Origin of the sequence: Candidatus Nitrosotalea sp. FS, from assembly GCF_011319475.1 — an archaeon.
In the GTDB taxonomy this organism is placed as follows: Archaea; Thermoproteota; Nitrososphaeria; order Nitrososphaerales; family Nitrosopumilaceae; genus Nitrosotalea.
In genome coordinates this window covers 19,107-22,622 of sequence record NZ_RCMC01000205.1, presented here as the reverse complement: position 1 = coordinate 22,622, position 3,516 = coordinate 19,107, and the positions used below count along the sequence as shown (strand labels likewise).

Sequence of the window (3,516 nt, the reverse complement as noted above, 5' to 3'; positions counted from 1 at the left end):
TATCTCGTTTGATCCACCATCAGGATTTATCTTGACTGCGAGTTGTTGTGCTCCTTGGGAAACTGGAAGAAATGTCATGTCAGTCAAAAACGTAGTCTGGTTAAATGTTACCTGGTATGTCATCTCAGGAGTGTATTCAGAGCCTTTGCCCATGTGCCACTGGCTTGCCTGCACGGGTTCCATGATGTAACCAAATTTCATAGTAGAAATAAATGGCCACGCAAGTCCTGCTACTGCTGCAATTACAATGACTGCAAAAATAGCTATTATTCTTATGTTTGGCATTTGCTTTTCAATTAATTTTTTTACAGTCTAGTCTGTAGTCCAGGACTGATTCTTACAAATAGAATTCCAAGTCCTGCCACAATTGCCATTATCATTAGGGAGCCAAGTGGGAACTCTGGTATTGCAGTTTGATTACCATTTGAGGTATCATTAGACTGATTTGTTGGACCACCATTNTCTGTAGTCTAGGACTGATTCTTACAAATAGAATTCCAAGCCCTGCCACAATTGCCATTATCATTAAGGAACCTAGTGGGAACTCTGGTACTGCAGGCATGGAGCCATTATCATTTGAGGTACTGTTAGGTTGATTTATTGAACCGCCATCAAAACCTGGAAACGGCGCTTGTGTCTTTACATCAAATTTTACGATTCCTGACAAGCTAGTGTCTGGAAGAGAACCTTCAGCTCCAGTTCCAAGCACTGCAATTACCACATGTGACATTGGAGTAGAACCTCTCAAGATAGTTTTAACATCATCATCTCCTACTGGTGCAAACAAAGATTGTCTACCATTGCCTTGAGCAATTGATGACATTTGTTTTCCTTGGTCATCTGTTGTAAAGATATCATATTGAGTATTACTCCATTTTTGAGTTTGATCAAAATTCTTTTCAAATGATAATCGGTATTCTATTGGACAGCCTTCGTGGGGATTAGATGGACTGTATCGGTATTCAACAATCATTGAACTAGAATCAGTTGTAGTGGTCTGGTGTACAGAATCCTGTTCCATGTTTGGCTGGTCACATTGAGGACTGAAATTAACATGTGTAGTAGAAGAGGCAGTNGGTGTGGATTAGATGGACTGTATCTGTATTCAACAATCATGGAACTAGAATCAGTTGTAGTGGTCTTGTGAACAGAGTCCTGTTCCATGTTTGGCTGATCACATTGAGGACTGTAACTAGGCTTAGTAGTAGAAGATGAAGCAAAGATATCAGGTTCTGTCTGACTGTTTCCGGTCTTTACTAATTCAAGAGTATAGTCTGGCGGTGGTACACCAGTTGTTACATCCACAAAGACAAGAGCTTTTACTGGAAACGGTACACTAGAATCTACCCAGATTTTATTATCTACACCTTTGTGCCATCCCAAAACATATGTATCAAATGTGCCTGCACCAACTGTTACTTTTTCATGACTCACAGGTCCAACAGATTGTCCTCCCACTGAACCAGTTCTGCCCCATGCAGGAACATCAAAAGTTTTTGGTGTATCCCTAGTTGCAAAAGAGTCAAGCCATGATACGGTACTTCGGTACACTCCAGCATAATCAGAAATGTTAGGATCAAAAGATGTCGGGTCAGGTGTTATCTTTCCTATTGTCATGATTCCTTTTTGCATGTTTGAACCATCAACTACACCAAATACTAGATTCCAACCGTTTCCATCGCTTGTCTCATTTTTAACCCAGAAATTCATCTGGAATGGAGTACAGTTGTGCCAGTCTGTCCAGCATACATTATAAGTGAAATAGTCACCTTGCTTGAGACCCTTTCCAGGATACCAAGAGTCAGTAGCTGAAGTGGCGTGTACGGATTGTATAGCAACAGGCGTAATCAGCAAGAATGCAAAAATTGCGAATACGGTATACTTTCGCATATATCTGCTAGAAAAAATGATCTAGTTAAAGCTTTCAGAAATTGTCAAGTTTACAGTACATGAAAAACCCATCAAATACGCAAATATAGTGGATTCATTTTATCCCGAACATGTGTGAATGCGAAAAAGTGCACATGTACGAAGTCGATTTTAAGCTTGATGGCATGGTAGTAGTTCCAACACACAAGAATTGCGGAGACGCCCTCAATGAAAAACAGGTAGACAAGTTCCAAAAGGAACTGATCAAAACATGGGGCATAAAAGACGAAAACGAAAAGTAAGTTATTCTAGTTTCAAAAAATAAAAGAAAAAAAGGTTCTAAAACCTATATCAGAATGAAGATACGTGTTCTTTGCAAACTGATGCTTTGCAAGTACAATTAGCTTCACAAAGGCATGAGCCTTGCATTTCACAATCGCATTCTGCATTATTTTCTTTGGATGATTCGCATCCACATGCTGCATCGGTCATACTGGGGGGATCCCACGCAGGGTTTTAAAAGTTATCGAAAGGTAGCAATTGGGGGTTTCCCAGTTATGACTGAGTTTTCATATCCCCAAGTATTTCATTTGTAGTTTGTATAAGCATCATAGCTTGACTGTCAATTACCATAGGATCATTTTCCATATCAAGTCCTATTTTTAAAACATGGATAAACTCTGGGTTGCGATGAATCTGATTCTTGATTTTGAGCACGTTATTTCGATTTACATATCCAAGATAAAAGTAGCAATCTGAGAGAAGTGAGTTTTCCACCAAGTACTCGTATTTTTTCTGGATTATCTGGGAATTTCCATTTTTTTCCACCATGTCAGAGAACCCAACAGTTGACTTGACCATCCTTGAGAGCAATGATGTTGATGATCTTTCAATTCCCAGAATTTGGTGAATCATGGAAAACGTTTGGTTTGTCTTGTCTTTTTTCAAGTTCCTCAAGATTTCAAGCATATGAGTTGGACTGGGTCTTTTCAGATTAAGAGAAGATATTGCATCTGCCAAAAAATATGACGCACATTTTATCCAAACACCTGCAAAAGGATCTTTAATTTTGACGCAATCTCTTGCCTTGTTGGCAAAAATTCCTGCATCAACAAGACAGCTTCGCGCATGTGACAAAGAAATTTGTTCTTTCTTTTCTTTTACTTGTGATAGTAACATTCGAAGCTTCCACTGGCTGTCATGGATTACACTCATGTCTTGCAGATGATGTAATGCATCACCGTTAAAGTCATCAAAGGAGCGATGGTATACCTTGATAATATCATCTCCAACATGATGAACTGATTCTCCAGACTGTCCATCAAGCACTGTGATGTCATATTCACAGCATTTGAAATGGGTTCCATCATTTCTACAGCCTCCAAGACCAACAGAAAAATCAGAAAGTGAAAGAATACTAGGAATTTGTTTTACGTCCATGAGAAATCCAAACGAAGATTTTGCTATAAAGTATCAAAGCTGTTAAAATTTACAAATCCATTCAAAGGCAAAACGTTCCTTTAAATTGCTATTCTTTATGGCTTAGCTAAGCTCCTGTGGTGTAGTCCGGCTAAGCATACTGCCCTCTCAAGGCAGTGATCCCGGGTTCGAATCCCGGCGGGAGCACTCTTCATATATTTTGGAATG

Annotated in this window: 3 protein-coding genes and 1 tRNA gene; 2 read left to right on the top strand and 2 right to left on the bottom strand. The window is 39.3% G+C overall.

Annotated features, from left to right (window positions below):
* A partial coding sequence (locus DYY66_RS07815; RefSeq protein ID WP_166287826.1) for a hypothetical protein occupies positions 1-285 on the bottom strand: 285 nt, incomplete at its 3' end.
* 1,715 nt (positions 286-2,000) lie between these two features.
* Here DYY66_RS07815 and DYY66_RS07800 point away from each other — a divergent pair.
* Positions 2,001-2,171 carry a hypothetical protein gene (locus tag DYY66_RS07800; protein ID WP_218583671.1) on the top strand — a complete coding sequence of 57 codons (171 nt, stop codon included), beginning with the start codon at positions 2,001-2,003 and terminating at the stop codon, positions 2,169-2,171.
* Between the two features lie 253 nt (positions 2,172-2,424).
* Here the strand turns inward: DYY66_RS07800 and DYY66_RS07795 are convergent, their stop codons facing one another.
* Positions 2,425-3,309 (bottom strand): hypothetical protein, encoded by an 885-nt coding sequence (locus tag DYY66_RS07795; protein ID WP_166287817.1) that lies wholly within the window; start codon positions 3,307-3,309, stop codon positions 2,425-2,427.
* A gap of 110 nt (positions 3,310-3,419) precedes the next feature.
* On the opposite strand from DYY66_RS07795, the gene DYY66_RS07790 reads away from it, so the two are divergent.
* A tRNA-Glu gene (locus tag DYY66_RS07790) sits at positions 3,420-3,495 on the top strand.
* Positions 3,496-3,516 lie beyond the last annotated feature (21 nt).